Source organism: Nocardia sp. NBC_00511 (assembly GCF_045161165.1).
Taxonomy (GTDB): Bacteria; Actinomycetota; Actinomycetes; order Mycobacteriales; family Mycobacteriaceae; genus Nocardia.
In genome coordinates, this window is record NZ_CP107849.1 from 1,344,810 (window position 1) to 1,362,398 (window position 17,589).

6 protein-coding genes are annotated in these 17,589 nt (G+C 69.0%); 4 read left to right on the forward strand and 2 right to left on the reverse strand.

Going from position 1 to position 17,589, the window contains the following annotated elements; all coding sequences use genetic code 11:
- Positions 1-229: 229 nt before the first annotated feature.
- Positions 230-10,330, reverse strand: a complete 10,101-nt coding sequence (locus OG300_RS06555) for an HAD-IIIC family phosphatase (protein ID WP_405493168.1) — start codon at positions 10,328-10,330, stop codon at positions 230-232.
- Between the two features lie 252 nt (positions 10,331-10,582).
- Here OG300_RS06555 and OG300_RS06560 point away from each other — a divergent pair, with 252 nt between their 5' ends.
- The 3 genes from OG300_RS06560 (at position 10,583) to OG300_RS06570 (ending at position 14,826) form a co-directional block, all read left to right on the forward strand.
- Positions 10,583-11,905 (forward strand): cytochrome P450, encoded by a 1,323-nt coding sequence (locus OG300_RS06560; RefSeq protein WP_405493171.1) that lies wholly within the window; start codon positions 10,583-10,585, stop codon positions 11,903-11,905.
- A gap of 202 nt (positions 11,906-12,107) precedes the next feature.
- Positions 12,108-13,292, forward strand: coding sequence for a MarP family serine protease (locus OG300_RS06565; protein WP_405493173.1), 1,185 nt, complete (start codon positions 12,108-12,110; stop codon positions 13,290-13,292).
- Positions 13,293-13,368: 76 nt separating this feature from the next.
- Positions 13,369-14,826: a DUF222 domain-containing protein gene (locus OG300_RS06570; RefSeq protein WP_405493175.1), complete on the forward strand. Its 1,458-nt coding sequence runs from the start codon at positions 13,369-13,371 to the stop codon at positions 14,824-14,826.
- 195 nt (positions 14,827-15,021) lie between these two features.
- Here OG300_RS06570 and OG300_RS06575 read toward each other — a convergent pair whose 3' ends face one another.
- Entirely contained in the window at positions 15,022-16,497 is a 1,476-nt protein-coding gene (locus OG300_RS06575) for a phospholipase D-like domain-containing protein (protein ID WP_405493177.1), read from the reverse strand.
- Between the two features lie 620 nt (positions 16,498-17,117).
- On the opposite strand from OG300_RS06575, the gene OG300_RS06580 reads away from it, so the two are divergent.
- Positions 17,118-17,489: a hypothetical protein gene (locus OG300_RS06580; RefSeq protein ID WP_405493179.1), complete on the forward strand. Its 372-nt coding sequence runs from the start codon at positions 17,118-17,120 to the stop codon at positions 17,487-17,489.
- The last annotated feature ends 100 nt before the right edge of the window (positions 17,490-17,589 follow it).

Below are 17,589 nucleotides of genomic sequence, written 5' to 3' on the forward strand. Positions count from 1 at the left end.
GCCGTCGGTGTATCACCAACTGCGGTGGGCGAATCTGGCTCCACGCTATGACCGGCTGGAACGCTCGGGGCAGGCTGCGAATCCGGCGCCGGACGGGTTCCGGCGCCGGCGCGAGCGAGGAGACTGGCCACATCCATGGTGGTTGTGCCGCGCTCGAGGCTTTCGCCCAGGCGTCGGCGGTCGACGGATGTTGTCGTGCCGGGCGTTGGCATGTATGCGTCGAGATCGGTCACCGGGTCTCCTCCTGGTCGAAGGACCGCGCGTCCCAGGATCGGAAGGTGCGCAGCCGGTCCGGAGACACCGACACGTCCAGCCGCTGTTCGACGGGGTTACCGTCCGGTGCGGCCGGGGCGTTACCGCCGAGCAGGCGGGTTGCCAGCTGACGGGCGGGTGCGTTGCGGGGGGTGTGCTCGACGATGAGGCGGATCGTGGTGCGGCCGAGGGCTTCGGCGCGGTCGGCGACCCAGTGCAGCAGCTGGTCCTCGATGCCGCGGCCGAGGGCGCGGCAGCTGAGCTGCCAGCCTCGAATCCACAGCGTGTCCCCCTCGGCCTCGAGGCCGAGTACGGAGATGAGGCCGTAGTCGCCGAAGCGGTCGCGGGCGGTGGCCGTCCACACCTCACCGGCGGCGCGCCACCGGTCGAGGTCGTCGGTGGTGACCGCACCCAGGGTGAACTGGGTGGTGCGGCGCACCAGCTGGTGGGCGCGCTCGACAGTGGCGTCGGTGAGCTGTTCGATGCCGACCTCGAGTTCCAGCCCGGCCAGGAACTGCTCGAATGCGATTCCGGCCCGGGCGGTGTCGCGGTCGCGTTCACGGCGGTAGAACTCCGCGCGTGAGCGGTCCTCCTCGGTGGCGGCCCGGGGCGTCATCGGCCACAGGCGCGTCAGGAACGACTCCAGTTCGACGGCGGGCGGACAGGTCACCGACAGCACCTCGGGCACCTCGGCCCGCATGCGCGCGATCTCGACCGGGTTGTCGTCGAGATAGCTGAAGGTGTCCAGGCCGAGCCCCAGCGTGTTCGCCACCCCTTCGAGCCGGGCCGGTTTGGCGGCCCACCCCGCATCGATCAGCGCGAAATCCTCAGCATGCAAGGGACTCTCGTCTCTCCTGAGGACTGCACGCACTGTGTCGGGGTCGTTGTTGGTCAGCAGCACCAGCAGGGTGCCCGCCGCCCGCCACTGCGCCAACCGTCGAGCCAATGCCAGGCGAGGCGCGTCGAACAGCACTGCCTCGGCACCGATTTCGCCCGCGATCCCACCCCACAGGGTGTCGTCGCCGTCGACCACGATCACCTTCGGTGCGGGCTCGCTCACCGCCGCCACCACCGAGACCAGGGTGAGCGCGACGGCCGCCTGGAACTCGGGGGAGAAGGGCAGATGCGCGAGGACGTCGGTGCGGTCGTCGAAAGGCGTGTCCACCGGATGGATTCGCGTCCACTCCGCCGCATCGAGCAGCGCGACCCCGGGGATCTCGCGCAGCTCCGCGGTGACGACCCGCTCCCATTCCGCCAGCCGATTCTGCGGCTGGGCGGTCGGCAGTATCCCGACGATCACCGGCCGTCGCGTGCGCTCGGCCAATTCGCGCACGGCCGCCGGATATTCGACCGCCAGTTCGGTGAGCAGATCGTCCGAAAGCTCACCGAATCGTTCGAGGTCGGCAGCGCGCAGCAGCACGATGCTCAGCGACGTCGATGCCTGCGTGAATACGCCGGACGGATCGCGCAGCCCGGCCAGCAGCTGGTGATACGGCGCTTCGGCCACGGTGATCGCCGTGCTGTCTGCCGACGCCGCGGTCAACAACTCCGGCAGCCTGCCCAGCGCGAAGGTTGCGCCGAGTGCCGCGCGGATCCCCGCAACCGGCTGCTGCTCAACGAGATCGGGCCGAGCCTGCGCACCCGGGTCCGCTGTCACCGCTGCCACGGTCGCCAGATACTCGGTGCCGAAGTCGACACAGGACTGCGCGTCGATGATGTCGCTGTTGTAGGTGAACCACACCTGCCCGGTATCCGGCAGCACCGCCACCATCAGATCCAGATCGGAATACCCGGTGCTCACCGGCACGATCTCGGCCGCGGCGACAGCGGAATTGGCGCGCAGATAGTTGAAGTACACCTCCACCAGCGGCGCGTCGTCCCGATGCAGTCCCGCACCGGCCAGCGCGGCCAGCGCCTCGGCGAAACCGGCACCGGGCGCGAGCAGGTTGCGCAGCCGCTCACCGGTGCGCCGCAGCACATCGACGACCAGGTCGGCGCCGGTGACACGCGCCGGGAACGGCACGGGCACACCGAAGTACCCGACCGCAGACGTCGCGTCGGCGTGCATGCGGGTGTCCACCGGCACCGCGACCGCGAACCGCTGCACCCGCTGCCGCCGCGCCAGCAGCACGCTCAGCGCGCCCAGGAACACGGCCGCCGGGGTGATCTCGAGTTCACGGGCTCGTTCCGCGACCCGATCGTGCAGCCCGGCGGGCATCGTCACCGCGACCGCGCCCGCACCGTAGCTGCGCTGTGCGGGACGCGGATTCGCGAGCGTCAGCTCCAATCGCCGAGCCCCGTCGAAGACCTCCCGCCAGTGCGTACCGGGCGTCTCACCGCGGTCCCGTGTGGGTTGCGCCGCGAGCAGCTGGTGGATGTCGCGGTTGGTGACCACGTCCTCGAGCGCCACCCCTGACAGCTCGGCCGCGAGTTCCCCCGCGACCAGCAGCATCGACTGCACATCGCTCATGCTGTGATGCGCGCCGAAAAGCAGTACGGGAGCATCGGATTCACTCGACAGCAGTTCGAACCGCCACAGCGGACCGGTCTCCAGATCGAACGGCTTCGCCATCAGCTCCCGGAAGTGCCGCTGCACCACCACATCGTCGACTCGATCCACTTCGCGCCACACCGCGAGCTCACCCGGCGTGCGCCGAACCTCGAGCTGCCGCCCGTGCTCGGCGCTCGGGTGAATGGTGGTGCGCAGCGCGGCATGCCGGTGCGCGAGCCGAATCACGGCCCGTTGCAACAGCTCCCGCGAGACAGGCGCCGACAATCGCACCGCCACGCCACCGGTCTGCGCCGCGCTGGGAATGCCGAGCTGTTCGGTGCGCAGCAACCGCATCATGTCGCGGGTCACCGGCAGCACCTCGACCTCGGGCACCTCGGCGACCGTATCGGCCGCGCCGGTTCCGGGCTGCCGCAGCACTTCCGCGACCAGGAATCCGGCCAGGTCGGTGAGGTTCTGTTCGGCCAGGATGGTGCCCAGCGGCACCGCGACCCCCGTGTGCTCGCGCACTTTGTTGCGCAACTCGATCGCCATCAGCGAGTCCAGACCCAGACTCTGGAAGGTCTGCTCCGTCGCGACGGTCGCACTGCCGGTGTGCCCGAGCACCTGCCCGGTCCATTCGCCCAGTGCCGCCACCGCGAGCGCGATGGCCTCCGACTGCGGTAGTGCGCGCAGCTGCTCGGCGAACCGGGTGCCCGCCGCCGCGGTGAGGGTCGCCCGATCGGCGACCGCCCGCTTACCGGCCCGGCGCACCAGTCCGCGCAGCAGCGGTGGCACGCTCGGCGTGCGGCGCAGCATGGCCGGATCCACCAGCAGCGGAACCAGAATCGGGTCGCCGAGTCGCAGCGCGGCATCGAAGCAGGCCATGCCCTGCGGCACCGAGAACGGGCGGATCCCGGCGCGTTCGATGCGCCGGATATCGGCCTGCCCGTAGTGGTCGTGCATATCGACCTCCCACGGACCCCAGGCCAGCGCCTGCGCGGGCAGCCCCTGGGCGCGGCGGCGCAGCGCGAGGGTGTCGAGGTAGGCGTTGGCCGCCGCGTAATTGGCCTGCCCGGGGGTGCCGAACAGCCCGCCGCCCGCCGAGAACAGCACGAACAGCTCGAGGTCGCGGTCGGCGGTCAGGTCGTGGAGATGCTGTGCCGCATCGACCTTGGGCCGCAGCACCCGCGACAGCGACTCGGCCGTGAGCGAGCCGAGCGTGGTGTCCTCGAGGACGGTGGCCGCGTGGATCACCCCGGCCAGCGGCAGATCCTCCAGCAACCGGGCCAGCGCGGCACGGTCGGTGATATCGCAGGCCTCGAATCGCACCCGCACACCCCGGCTTTCGAGGTCGTCGCGCAGCATCGCACCACCGGGACCGTCGATGCCGCGGCGGCTGACCAGCACCAGCTCCCGGACGCCGTAGGCATCCGCGAGATGCCGGGCCAGCGCCGAGCCGAGTCGTCCGGGGGCACCGGTGATGAGCACCGTGCCACCGAGCCGCACTCGGCCCGGTGGCACGGTGGGCTGGGCCACCCGCCTCAGCCGTGGAATCAACACGGCCGCAGGGCGAACGGCCAGCTGTGACTCGCCGGTGGCGAGCAGCGCGGCGATATCCGCCTCGCCCTCGACGGTGTCGAGCAGCACGATCCGGTCCGGGTTCTCCGACTGCGCCGAGCGCACCAGACCCCACACCACCGCACCCGCGGCATCCGGGACCTCACCGGGCCGCGCGCAGACCGCTCCGCGAGTCCGCACCAGCAGCGTCGTCCGCTCGAATCGGCTGTCGGCGAGCACCTCCTGCAATGCCGCCAATGTCCGCCGCGCGGTCGCGTGCACCTGCTCCGGTGAATCACCCTGGGGGACAGTGAGAGTGATGACGTCGGCGGTGCCGGCCTCAGCGGAATCCCACTCGCGCACCGTGATCGCCCGCGCCGGGTTCGGCACCGCGAGCTCGATCCACTCCAGCTCGAACAGTCGCCGATACCCCGGCGCGACCGCCGCGGCATCCCACTGCGCGGCCGCGACCGGCCGCAACAGCACCGACCCCACCGAGACCACCGGCCGCCCGGACCGGTCGGTCGCGGACAGCGTCACACTGTCCACGCCCGACCGGCTGAGCCGGACCCGCAGCGCGGTGGCACCCGACGCCCACAGCGCCACCCCGTTCCACGCGAACGGCAGCAGCGCGTGCGCGCCGTCGGCGGCGAACAGCGCGGTCGCGTGCAGCGCGGAATCCAGCAGCGCGGGATGAATACCGAAGGCCGCGGCATCGCCGTGCGCGGACTCGGGCAGTTCGATATCGGCGAAGATCTCGTCCCCGCGCCGCCAGGCAGCACGCAACGAGCGGAACAGCGGACCGTAGTGATGTCCGCGCGTGAACAGCTCGGCGTACAGGGCCTCGACATCGACGGGCTCGGCGTCGTGCGGCGGCCACACCGTCGAATCCAGCTGCGGCGGTGTGAGATCGGTGTCCTCGCCCACCAGGCCGTCGGCGTGCAGCGTCCAGCTCGCGTCCGGATCCTGTTCGTCGCGGGCGTACACGCGCACGCTGCGGCGGTCCTGCGCGTCGAGTGCGCCGACCACGGCCTGCACCTGCACGCTGCCGCGCTCGGGTATCAGCAGCGGAGCCCGCAATACCAGTTCGCGTACCGCCGGGCAGTCCACCTCATCGCCCGCGCGAATGGCCAGCTCGACCAGCGCCGTGCCGGGCAGCAGTACGGCATCCGGACCCGCGTGCTCGCTGACCCACGGCTGCTGTCGTCGCGACACCCGCCCGGTCAGCAGCACTCCGTCCGAATCCGGTTGCGGCACAATCGCACCCAGCAGCGGATGATCGACGTCGGCGAGTCCGAGCGAGGCGGTGTCGCGGCTGATCCGCTCGGTCCAGAAGCGGCGCTCGTCGAAGGCGTACGTCGGCAGCTCCACCGGCGCGTATTCGGGAAGCAGTGCGTCCCAGTCGAGTTCGTGACCGGCCACATGCAGTGCCGCCCGCGCCCGCGCCAGGCTCAGCGGGCCGTCCTGCTCGCGCACCAGCGAGCCGACCGAGACCACCTCGCGCCCGACCTCCTCGGCCACCTGCGCCACGGCCGCCGACATCGCCGGATGCACACCCAGTTCGACGAAGAACCGGAAGCCGTCCTCGATCATGCGCTCGACGGTGGGCGCGAACAGCACGGTCTCGCGGGTATTGCGATACCAGTACCCGGAGTCGATCGCCGCGGTCACCGGCTCACCCGTGACGGTCGAATACCACGGTGTGGCAGGCGCATCGGCGGTGATGTCGGCCAGCTCGGCGAGCATGCGCTCCCGGGTGGAATCCAGCAGCCCGCAGTGCCCGGCCAGGCCGGGACCCGCCGACCGCAGGCGGGTCACGATGCCCTCGCCGCCGAGGTCGGCCAGCAGCTGCTCGACCGCTGCCTGCTCACCGGCGACCATCGAGGACCGCAGCACATTGATCGCCGCGATCGACACCTTGCCGTCGTAGGCGGCCAGCCGCGGGGCCAGTTCGGCGGCGGGCAGCCCGATCATGGCCATCGAGGCGGGTTCCTCGATGGCCTGCAGCAGGCGCGCCCGGGTGACGATGATCCGTGCGGCATCGCTCAATTCGATCGCTCCGCAGCAGTAGGCCGCGGCGACCTCGCCGATGCTGTGGCCGATCACCGCGTCCGGCACCACCCCCGCCGCTCGCCAGGAGGCGGCCAGCGAGGCCATGGTCGCGAACAGCAGCGGCTGCACCACCGGGAAGTTGTAGAGATCCTCGAAGGTCATGGCGTGCAGGCGCTCCACCAGCGACCAGCCGGTATGGGCGCGGAAAGCCTTGTCGCACTGCTCGAATTCGGCGCGGTAGACCTCATCGGCGGCGAGCAGGTCGCGGGCCATGCCGACCCACTGCGTGCCCTGGCCGGGGAAGACGAACGCGGTCTTGGCATTGGTCAGCACCGCGCCCGCACCGGTGACGACATTGGGGGAGGAGTTGCCGTCCACCAGATCTCGCAGCGCGCCGAGCATCTCGTCGCGATCGGCCGCCACCACGACGGCGCGACGCTCGAAGCGGGTCCGCTGGGTGGCCAGCGCGCGTGCCACCGGGCCCGGTGCGAGGTCGGGGTCGGTGAGCACCGCGTGCAGCAGGCGTTCGGCCTGTCCCTGTAGCGACTGCGGGCTGCGGGCCGAAATCGGCAGCAGCAGTGGGCCATCGGCGGTCGCCGAGGACTCCGGCGCGACCGTGGAGTTCAGCGGCGGCTCCTCGAGAATCAGGTGCGCGTTGGTCCCGCTCAATCCGAAGGCGCTCACTCCGGCGCGGCGGGGCCGCTCACCGCGCGGCCACGGCAGCGTGTCCGACGCGACCGCCACGCCGCTGCGTGCCCAATCCACGTGCTCCGAAGGTGTTTTCGCGTTCAAGGTGGCGGGAATGCGCTCGTGCTGAAGTGCGAGCACCAGCTTGATGACGCTGCCCACGCCCGCCGCCGCCTGCGTGTGTCCGACGTTCGACTTCAGCGAACCGATTCCCAACGGCCGCAGCGGATCGCGGTCCGGACCGAATACCCGTGCCAGCGCCCGCGCCTCGATCGGATCACCGAGCGCGGTGCCGGTGCCGTGCGCCTCCACATAGTCGATATCGTGCGGCGACAGCCCCGACACCCGCAGCGCCGACCGCAGCACCTGTTCCTGCGCAGCACCATTGGGCGCGCTCAATCCCTGGCTGCGGCCGTCCTGGTTGACCGCCGACCCGCGCACCACCGCCAGCACCCGATCACCGTCGCGGCGCGCGTCGCCGAGCCGCTTGAGCAGCACCAGCCCCGCGCCTTCGGCCCACACCGTCCCGTCGGCCTCGGCGGAGAACGGCGCGCAGCGGCCCGAGGGCGACAGCACACCCAGCTTGCACAGTTCGATGTGCGCGATCGGCGACATCAGCAGCGTCGCCCCGCCCGCCAGCGCCATATCGCATTCGCCGGAGCGCAGTGCGGCCATCGCCGAATGCATGGCCACGATCGAGGACGAGCACGCGGTGTCCAGGGTGATCGCCGGACCGTGCAGGCCCAGCGTGTAGGAGATGCGCCCGGACGCCACACTCGGCGAAAGACCCGTGCCCACCTGGCCGTTCAACTGTTCGGGTGCCGGATCGGCCAGGTACCCGGTGCCGTACACGCCGAGATACACGCCGGTCGCGCTGCCGTGCAGGGTGCGCGGATCGCGCCCCGAACGCTCGATGGCCTCCCAGGCCAGTTGCAGCATCATGCGCTGCTGCGGATCCATCACCGCGGCCTCGCGCGGACCGATGCCGAAGAACGCGGCGTCGAAACGGTCGACGCCGTCGACATATCCACCGCGGAAGCTGTACGCCTTGCCGACGGCGGTGGTGTCGGGGTCGTAGAGGCCGTCGATGTCCCAGCGGCCCTCGGGCACCTCGCTGAGACCGTCACTGTAGGAGTCCAGTAGTTGCCAAAGCGCCTCCGGAGAGTCCGCGGCACCCGGAAAGCGGCAGGCCATGGACAGGATCGCGATGGCGTCATCGTCGGTGTCATCCACCGCGACAGCGACTTCGGGTGCCGCCGCTGCCTCCGGCTGCACGGCCATGATCGGCGCGGCGGGCGCGAGCGCGCGCGCCACCCCGTCGATGGTTGGGTGGTCGAAGAACATGTTGGTGTCGACGTAGCGGCCCACGAAATCGGAGAGGTCGACGACCAGCTCCACCAGATCGTGTGAGCCCAAACCGAATTCGACCATCGGCAGGTGCACGTCGATGCGCTCGGGGTCCAGCGACGCCTGCTGCGCGATCGCCGTCACCAGCCAGCCGCGCACCGCCTCGGCGGACGGCTCCTCGTCGGATTCGGCCACGGCAGGCGGGGTTTCGAAGTCGTAGAGCTCGTCCTCGGGCGAGGCGAGGCGACCGGCCAGCAGCTCGAGCAGTTCCCCGGAGTGATAGGCCGCCCGGCACGCCGAACGCTGGATCTTGCCACTGCTGGTCTTGAAGATGGTGCCCGGACGCAACAGCAGCACCGAGGCCAGGGCCAGTCCGTGCTCGGTGGCGACCGCGCCGCGCACGGCGGCCTCGATGGCGACCAGTTCGTCGGGATCCTCGCCGCGCACCTCGGTCACCACCACCGGTTGCTCGGTCGCGTCCAATTCGACGGAGAACACCGCGGTGCAGCCGGGTCGGATGCCGGTGTGCGCGGTCTCGACCGTCGCCTCCAGGTCCTGCGGATAGTGGTTGCGGCCGTCGATGATCAGCAGATCCTTGTGGCGACCGGTCACGAAAAGTTCGCCGGCGGAACGCAATCCGAGATCGCCGGTGCGCAGATACCGGCGTTCGTCGCCCGGCAGCCGGGCCCCGAACACGTCGGCGGTGGCCTGCTCATCGCGGAAATATCCTGCGGCGACGCTGTTTCCGGCGACCCAGATCTCGCCCTCGACGCCCTCGGCGCACACGGTCCCGTGCTCCGGATCGACGACCTCGACGGTGATCCCCGCGACCGGCCGTCCGACACCGGCGAGTTCGGCCGGTCGGCCGTCGAGCTGGGCGGGCCGGATGACCGGCGCGTCCGTGGTCGACGACGCGGACACGATCAGCGTGGCTTCGGCCAGACCGTATACCGGCTGATGGGCTTTGGCCCGGAATCCGGCGGGCGCGAACCGTTCGGTGAAGCGCCGCATTGTCGCGGGCCGCACCGGCTCGGACCCGTTGAACGCCACCCGCCAGCGCGACAGATCCAGTCCGTCGAGGTGTTCGGGGGTGATCTTGCGGGCGCTGAGTTCGTAGGCGAAGTTGGGGCCGCCGCTGGTGTGGGCGCGGGACTCGGAGATCGCGCGCAGCCAGCGCTCGGGTCGCTGCAGGAAGTGCAGCGGCGACATCAGCACCGAATGCGCGCCGAGGTACACCGTGTGCAGCAGTGGCGCGATGAGGCCCATGTCGTGATAGAGCGGCAGCCAGCTGGCGAACAGCGCGCCGTCCCAGGATTCGGCGATCGAGGCGTCGTGCCCGAGCCCGTCGGCCAGCGCCGCCTGATTGTGCAGCAGGTTTTCGTGCGTGAGCAGCACTCCGCGCGGTGCGCTGGTGGAACCGGAGGTGTACTGGATGAACGCCACCGAATCGGGTCCCAATCGCGGTGCGCGCCAACCGGTGGCCAGCTCGTCGGCGAGTTCGTCGGTGGCCAGCCAGCGCACCGCCGACAGCTCCGGAATCTCCGCGCACAGCGCCGCCGAATCCGCGACCACCCGCTGCGGGGCGAGGACCACGTCCACCTCGGCGTGCGTCACCATGCGCCGCAGCCGCCGCAGGGACCGGTTGTCCCACTCCGGCAGTGGCGCGGGCACCGCCACCACGCCCGCGGCCAGACAGCCCAGGAAAGCCTCGGCAAACTCCGGGCCCGCGGGGTAGAGCAGCAGTGCGCGGGGGGCGTCGGCGGCCGAGTGTGATAGCGCATCCCGCAGTGCCGTTGCGATGGCCCGCACCCGCAGGCCGAGCTCCGCGTAGGTCACGTCACGGACGACGCCGTCGACGTCACCGCTGTCCAGGAACCGGTAGACCAGTGCGGTAGGCCGGTTCTCGACCTGAGCGAACAGTGTGTCGACGAAAGTGTTGTGCACGAACTACTTCCTCTAACCGATGAAACTCGAGCTCCGGCCGATCGCGCTTACCCGGGACGGGGAACAACCCGGGGCGCGTCGTGGCCGAAAGGGGTCACGATATAGCCATCCTTCCACCCGCGCAGTGGGTCGGCGAGATCGAATTCGCTGCTGCGCGCCCCGAATATTGGGGGCAGCAACTCCTCCGACACTCATTGCGGCGGCGCGGATTTCGCGATTGCCTGTAACCGGTTCAGCGGTGAGGATGACTGCGTGTCACACGCTCCCGCATCACTGCACCACCTGCCCCGGCTGCGCACCCGCGACCTCGCGCAACTCGGCGGCCTGATCCGCCCCGGCACCCACGACTCACCGCTGATGGCGCTGGGCAAACGCTTCACCGTCGCACCGCCGGGCTTCCCGACCATGCTGATCACCCACGACATGGACGATGTGCGAGAGGTTTTCACCAATCACGAGGACTTCTCCGTGGGGCAGCTGCTGAAGCGGGTCTCCAATCATGACCGGCTCTTCGGCCGCGAAACCCTGGTGTTCCTCGAGGGCGAGGCGCACCGGCGCGAACGTCGGCTGTACTCGCCGCCGTTCCAGCACAAGGCGGTGCGCTCCTACCAGGACGTGATGGTGGCGGCGGTGCAGCGCGAGCTGCCCGGCTGGCCGGTCGGCGAACCGATCGAGTTCGTGCGCGTCGGCTATGACCTGGCGCTGGGCGTGCTGCTCGAGGTGGTGTTCGGGGACGTGCCAGTGGCTCGGCGGGACCGGTTGCGGCAGGCGGTGATCCACTGGTTCGAGGCGATCGAGAGCCGGGGGTTCCTGGTAGCCACCATGCTCACCCCGCTGCTGGGCGGATACACCCCGCCCTATCCGCCGCTGCGGCGCGGGCAGGCGCTGGTCGACCGGTTGCTGGTGGAGGAGATCGCGGCCCGCCGCGCCGCGCTCGGTGACGGGGTCGACCGTCAGGACATGCTCTCGCGATACGTCGGCACCGAACTCGATCCGCACGACGATGTGGCGCTGGCGCGCAACCTGCGCGGAATCCTGCTGGGCGCCTACGAGACCACCGCCATCACCGTGGGCTGGATCGCCACCATGCTCGCCGGGCATCCGAAGGTGCTGGCCGAACTCGACTCGCTCGCTGAGGACGACGCCCGCTTCGACGCCTACCTCGACGCGGTCGTCGCCGAGACCATGCGGGTGCGTCCGGTGTCGCCGTTCACCGGTCGCCGGGCCGCGCGCGACACCGAGATCAACGGACTGCGGATTCCCAAGGGCACCATCGTCGTGCTGCCGATCCTGCTGATTCACGAATCCCCCGAGCACTATCCGGACCCGATGTCCTTCCGCCCCGAGCGCTTCCTCGACGAACGACCCAACGGTCACACCTGGCTGCCCTTCGGCGGCGGCTCACACCGCTGTCTCGGTGCCCCGTTCGCACTGCTCGAGGCGCGAATCCTGTTCCGCGCCATCCTCGAACAGCGTCGGATCCAGCCCACGACCGGTGAGCTGGAACCGCCGCGTCGTCTGCACACCGGTCTGAGTCCTGCCCGGAACGCGCTGGTCACCCTGCTGCCGCGGTGATCGCGCGCGGATTCTCGCAAGGGCGCGGCTTTCTTGCGAGGGCGGCGAATCCTGTTGTCACCGGCGAACCCATGGCAATTGTGCGGTCCGGTCGGTACTCTCGCGAAGGCCATCATTTCCAGGTAGAAACATTCGACTAGAGGCAACGACATTCGCGCCGGTGACCACCTCCGGACCCGAATGTCGGACCGGGGGTGATGCCGTGCCCGCTTCACTCTGGATCGACCTGATACTGCTCGTGCTACTCGCGCTGGCCGCGTGGCAGGGCTGGCGGCGCGGGGCGGTCACCGCCGGGCTGAGCTTCCTGGGCGTCGCGGCCGGTGCGATCATCGGGATTCTCGTTGCGCCGCACCTGGTCACGTGGCTGCGGCCCGGCCTGGCCCGTCTACTGCTCGCGGTGCTGGTGATGGTCGGTCTGGTGGCGGCCGGGCAGACCGCCGCACTCGTGCTCGCGGCCGCCGTCCGCAAGCGACTGCGCGGACCGACGCTGCGCGTCGCGGATTCGTGCACCGGCTCGGCGGTGCACATGGTCGCCGTCCTGTGCGCCTGCTGGCTGCTGGCCCTGCCGCTGTCCACCCCGCTGGGCCCGGTCGGCGACGCTGTGCGCGGCTCCCGCATCCTGGCCGGAGTCGGCGACCTCGGACCTGACTGGCTGCGCGAGGCACCCGCCGAACTGACTGCCCTGCTGCACACCTCGGGCTTCACCGATTCGGTGATGCCGGTCGGCTTCGTCGCCGACGTAGCCGTCGACCCACCCGACCCCTCCCTGCTCACCACCTCCACACCGCGAGCCGTCCAAGCCCGCGTGCTACGCGTGCACGGCTCCGCCCCCGACTGCAAACGAATCCAGCACGGCTCCGGTTTCGTGATCGCCCCGCAGCGCGTCATAACCAACGCCCATGTCGTAGCGGGCACCCGCACGGTCACGGTCGATACTGTCGCGGGCACCCTCCCCGCGACCGTCGTCGCCTTCGACCCGAAGATCGACATCGCGGTCCTGGCCGTCCCCACCCTCACCGAACTACCCCTCACCCAGGCCCCCGCCCCTCTGACCCACGGTGCCAACGCACTCGTGGTCGGCTACCCGGCCAACGGCCCCTACACCGCCGCCGCAGCCCGAATCCGAGGCTCCGACACCAAATTCTGGGCCGACATCTACCACACCGGCACCGCCGAACGGCAGGTCTACGCCATCCGCGGCAAGGTCCGTGAAGGCGACTCCGGCGGCCCCCTCATCGACTCGGCGGGCCGAGTCCTCGGCATGGTCTTCGGCTCCGACGAGTCCGACACCGGCTTCGCCCTGACCCTCGACCAACTCCGACCGACCCTGGACACCGCGAGCGCCGACCGAACACCGGTCAGCACCGGCGGGTGCGCCGCTATGTGACGGCCGAATTCTGAAAACCTTGATATCGCAATGTAATTCAATTCAATGGCGGATATTTTCGGCGTAGAATTGTGATATGACTCGGGGAGGGGAAATTCGCGAAGCGGCTGCCGCAATTCATGTGGCGGCCCTTTCCGATGACGTGGATTTCCTTGCCGGGGACAACCTCGATCCGATGTCGGATTCCGAGATCGTGGAACTGTTGCGAGAGCTGGAATCGTGCACGCGCCGGATGGCCGCAGTGCAGCATCGGGTGCTCAATCAGATCGAAATGCGTGGCATTCCGGCGCAATCCGGGTTGAAGTCGATGCCGCGTTTTCTCGAACACACTCTGCATCTCGGTGCTGCCGACGCACGCGCCCGGTGTCGGGCCGCGACCCTGCTCGGCATGCGCGAAGTGTCCGGACAGATGCTGCCGCCCTGGCTGCCATGGACTGCGGCCGCGCAATCGGTCGGACTGGTATCAGCTGAGCATGCGCGGGTCATCGGGCGGATCATGGACCGACTGCCGGTGAAACTCGATGTCTCACAACGCGAGACAGTCGAGTTCCAGTTGGCCGAGTTCGCCACGAACACCACCCCGGATGATCTCCCGAAGATCGGTGACCGCATCCTGGCCTATCTCGACCCCGACGGCAGCCTCACCGATGACGAAGACCGCCAACGCGGGCGCGGCGTCACGCTGGGTAAGTGCCGTGTCGACGGCCTGTCGCCGCTCAGCGGTGAAATCACCACGACATTGCGTGAGTTGCTCGAACCCGTCCTCGCCAAACTCGCCCGACCTGGCATGTGCAACCCGTGCGATCCCGAAAGCCCGTGGGTCCCCGAACACGTCGACCGCGATGTCCTCGACGCTGCGGCAAGTCGCGATCGGCGTTCGACGGCGCAACGCAATCACGATGCGTTGGTGGCATTCCTGCGCCCCGAACGCGGCCCCGCCCGCCTGGGAGACCATCGCGGTCTTCCGGTCTCGAGGATTCTCACGATGAGCCTGGCTGAGGTCGAAGCCCGTGCCGGTGTCGCGACCACCGCATCCGGTGGCAGCGTTCCTCTTCCGGAAGCGTTGCGGTTGGCCGAGAAGTCGACCCCGTTTCTGGCGATCTTCGACCACAACGGCATGCCCTTGCACCTGGGTAAGGTGCACCGCCTGGCCAACCCGGCACAACGCCTGGCGTTGATCGCCGCCGAACGCGGCTGCACCCGTCCCGGCTGCAACGCACCTTCGACTTTGGCTGCGGTGCATCACATCACCGACTGGTCCAAGGGTGGCCCGACGGATATCGAGAATCTGACTTTGGCCTGCGATGCCTGCCACGCACTGGTCAACGACACCCCCAATGGCTGGAAAACGGTTGTCATGCCACCGGATTCACCGCATGCGGGCCGAACCGGTTGGATCGCGCCACCGCCCTTGGATCCGACCGGTATCCCGCAGGTCAACACCCGCCATCATGTGGGTGAGTTGGCCGTGGCCACCCTCACCGACCTGCGCACCCGCACCACCCGACGCCGTGCGGGACCTCCCCTCGAATAACGTTCGGAGGTCTATGGAATGGGAGCGCCAGCCGCTCCCACCCACGAGCTTGCGCACGTGCCGTCTCGAATTGTCCGATGGCACAATCGCTGTCAGCTGTACCTCCACGATCAAACTGCCGCGCGGTGCCGCTCCGAGTCGTACCGGGCACGATCGGCAGCGGCGGCTACATCACCTGCTGACCCGCCGAGGGTGCTATCGCGCTGTCGAGGCCTTGAAGTAGCGGAGTCCGCGTTGCAGCAGGGAGATATCCCAGAGGCTGGGTGGCGTGCGCTCGGGGTCCATCAGGTCGTTCTCCGCGAGCGGGCTGTCCTCGTCCTCGACGGTGTCCGGCTCGAACCGGACGAGGCTGCGCCCGGGGCCGCGGAGGGTTTCCACGGTTTTCACGAGTGAGCCTGTGCTGGAGAGTGTTTCGTCGAACTCGGCCGGGTCGACGCCGAGGTGTTCGCACAGCAGCTGGCGGCGGATGCCGAGGATGGTTTCGCGTAGCTGTGGGGCGTCGGGCGTGGTGTCGGTGACTTCCACGATCAGATCGCATTCGGTGTCGAAGCCCATGGAACGGTTGTTGAGGTTGGAGGAGCCGACGCGCAGCATGCGGTCGTCCATCACCAGGACTTTCGCGTGCACGTACACGGGCGCGCCGCCCGCGGTCACGGGGTAGTAGACGCCGAGCCGGTTGCCGTGGTCGGCCTTCCACAGCAGGTGCAGTAGCCGGCGGCGGGCGCCGTCCATCGCCTGCTGTTCGAGCCAGCCGTCGGCGTGACGCGGCAGCACCACGACGATTTCCGGGCCTTCCGGTTCCCGCAGTCGCGCGGCCAGCGCCTCGGCGACCTTGCGGGAAGCCAGGTATTGGCTCTCGATGTAGAGCGAGCGGGTGGCGGCCGCGATGGCCGCCAGGTAGAAGGCTTCGATCTCGCGGGTTTCGACCCGGTCGGCGTGGGCCGGGAGGGTCCGGGCGATGCCGACGTCGACGGCGCGCATGGTCGGTTCGAGCCCCTGTGGCCAAGGAGCACTGCCGATATCGCCGACGGGTTCCAGCTCTTGACCTGTCGCGGCCTGCCATCGGGCGCGGGCCAATTCGCCCATGGCACGTGCGGCCGCGCCGTCCACGGCGGTGGTCGCGTCGTGCCAGGGCCCGTAGCGGTTGCCACTCGGGTCGGTACGGTAGTGGTTGTCGTCGCGGTGATCGCCGGTGTCCCAGCGATCCACGGTCATGTCGATGCCGCCGCAGAACGCCAGCGCGTCGTCGATCACGACGATCTTCTGATGATGCGCCGAACCCAGCGGATGCGCGCCGTCGATCTCGAGGTGCAGCCGCCGGTCGGTCATCCAATTGCTCACGAAGACCGGCGTCATCCCCCGTCCGATCGCCGCGATCGCCCCGATGTTCCACTTCAGCAGATAGATATCGAGGTCCGGGCGCTGCTTGGGCAGCCACGAGAGAAACTCACCGAGGGTATCGGGCCCTTCCAGGGTCTGCCCCTGCGGTTCGAATCTGATCCTGGTGTCGAAATCCCACCCGATCAACACGATCCGCTTGCGCGCCTGCAACATCGCGGATTTGACGTGACGGAAGTATTCGGCCGCGTCGACAATGCACCCCAGCCGATCCGCCCGAGCGATCCGCCAGCACGTCTCACCCGGAACGAGCACCGTCTCGTCCGCACCCATCATCGCCTCCGTTGCACTCTGTCCCGCACCCGCTCAGTAGTAATGCGACTGTCCGCTCCTTGACCACTGAACAGCGACAACCGACGCTGTTCCCGCCCCACCCGCCTCGAAACCCGTTACCTGCGTCACATCCCCTGTCCGCCAACCCTTTCGGCCGCCTGTTGCCGCCCGAATCGTGCGGACCGCGACGACCAACGCGGCCTAGCGGAAGATCAGCGGCTCCGGGTCATCTCGGGGCCGTCGTGATGTCCGCACCTGCCGACTATGGCCGATTTCAAGATCATCAACGACGACCTCGACGACTGGTGGAAGTTCTCCTCGCGCCAGTCCGAATGCGGGACAACCGAACCAGAGGGTTTGCACCATGATCGATTACGGAGCGGGACTTCCTCGCGAATAGTGTTCGGGGGTCGGGGAAGCCGACCTCGGTCTCACGATGTGGTCGCCGCGCGGGGGTTGGTTCGGGGGTGGGGGGAGGCTCAGCCGTTAGGGTTGTTGCTGTGTATGCACTTGCCGGGACTGCTGGCTTCTATGCCGCACAGGGGATTTGGAGCCTCTCCGAATCGCAGCCGTTGATTCCCTTGATCGGGTATGTGACCGAGGGGGATGAGAGGGCGGTTGTGCGGTTTCCGGAGGGGGATGTGGGGGATGTGGCGGCGGGGGAGGCGGCGTTGGATGCGGGGCGGCCGGAGTGGGTTCGGGCTGTGCTGGTGGCGGACGGGGTGTTGACCGGGGAGCGGGGGCGGACGGATGCGTTGATCGTGCACGCGGTGGACTATTCCGATCGGCGTTCGTCGATCCGGATCGCCGTGCCTTATCGACCGCATACGGATGATGCCGGATTCGCGGTGTTCCGGCCCAGGTTCCTCGAGGTCACCGGGGATTCCGACCCTGATCATGACGGGTTGGGGCGGGCGTTCTTCGGCGGTGTCGACACTCATGAACAGGCCGCGTTTATCTGGAATGTCTATCTCCGTGACGAATCCGTGTAGCGGGCATCGACCGCGCGCATGCGGCACGTAACCGAATGCAAGAGCGCGGCAAGCGGCGTGGTCGAGCATTGCTGGCATGACAGAGAATTCAGCGATTCGG